Source organism: Myroides injenensis M09-0166 (assembly GCF_000246945.1).
Classification (GTDB): domain Bacteria; phylum Bacteroidota; class Bacteroidia; order Flavobacteriales; family Flavobacteriaceae; genus Flavobacterium; species Flavobacterium injenense.
On the sequence record NZ_BAEX01000182.1, the window covers coordinates 1 to 604 of the forward strand.

The following is a 604-nucleotide window of genomic DNA, read 5'->3' on the forward strand; positions in this document are numbered from 1 at the left end:
AGAAATGTATGAACTTAGAATTGCAAATACTACAATCTGACAATATTAAAGAGTTCAAGGACTTAATAGTTATTTTTGAAAATGTATTTGAAATGAAAAATTTCAATTTGCCAAGTGAATTGCACTTACAGAAACTATTAAACCAAGAAACCTTTTATGTAGTTACGGCTAGGGCAAACAATAAAGTTATAGGTGGGCTGACAGTTTATGTGCTTGACCAGTACTATTCAGATAAACCATTAGCCTATATATATGACCTTGCAGTATTGACGAATTACCAAAGAAAAGGCGTGGGGCGAAAGTTAATAGCGTTTACAAATCAATATTTCAAAGAAAAGGGATTTGAAGAAGTTTTTGTGCAAGCAGATGAAGTTGACAATTATGCTCTTGATTTCTACCGTCTTACAAATCCGACAGAAGAAGAGAAAGTGCGACATTTCTATTACAAATTAACTCTTGACAGTGAAAAGTAAACAAGAACAACGACCCGCTAACACGGGTTTTGCGTCAGGCGGGGTGACGTATCACTTGGAGCTTTGTGCTTCTATTCAAGTTCAGTGCAGGTTGACAGTTTTGTGCTCCGAAACCCGCCCGAACGCAAAGC

Annotated in this window: 1 protein-coding gene; it reads left to right on the forward strand. The window is 36.9% G+C overall.

The window, feature by feature from the left end; genetic code table 11:
* Positions 1-473, forward strand: a 473-nt coding sequence (locus RH98_RS15055) for a GNAT family N-acetyltransferase (RefSeq protein ID WP_010258009.1), incomplete at its 5' end; no start/stop codon positions are given.
* Positions 474-604 lie beyond the last annotated feature (131 nt).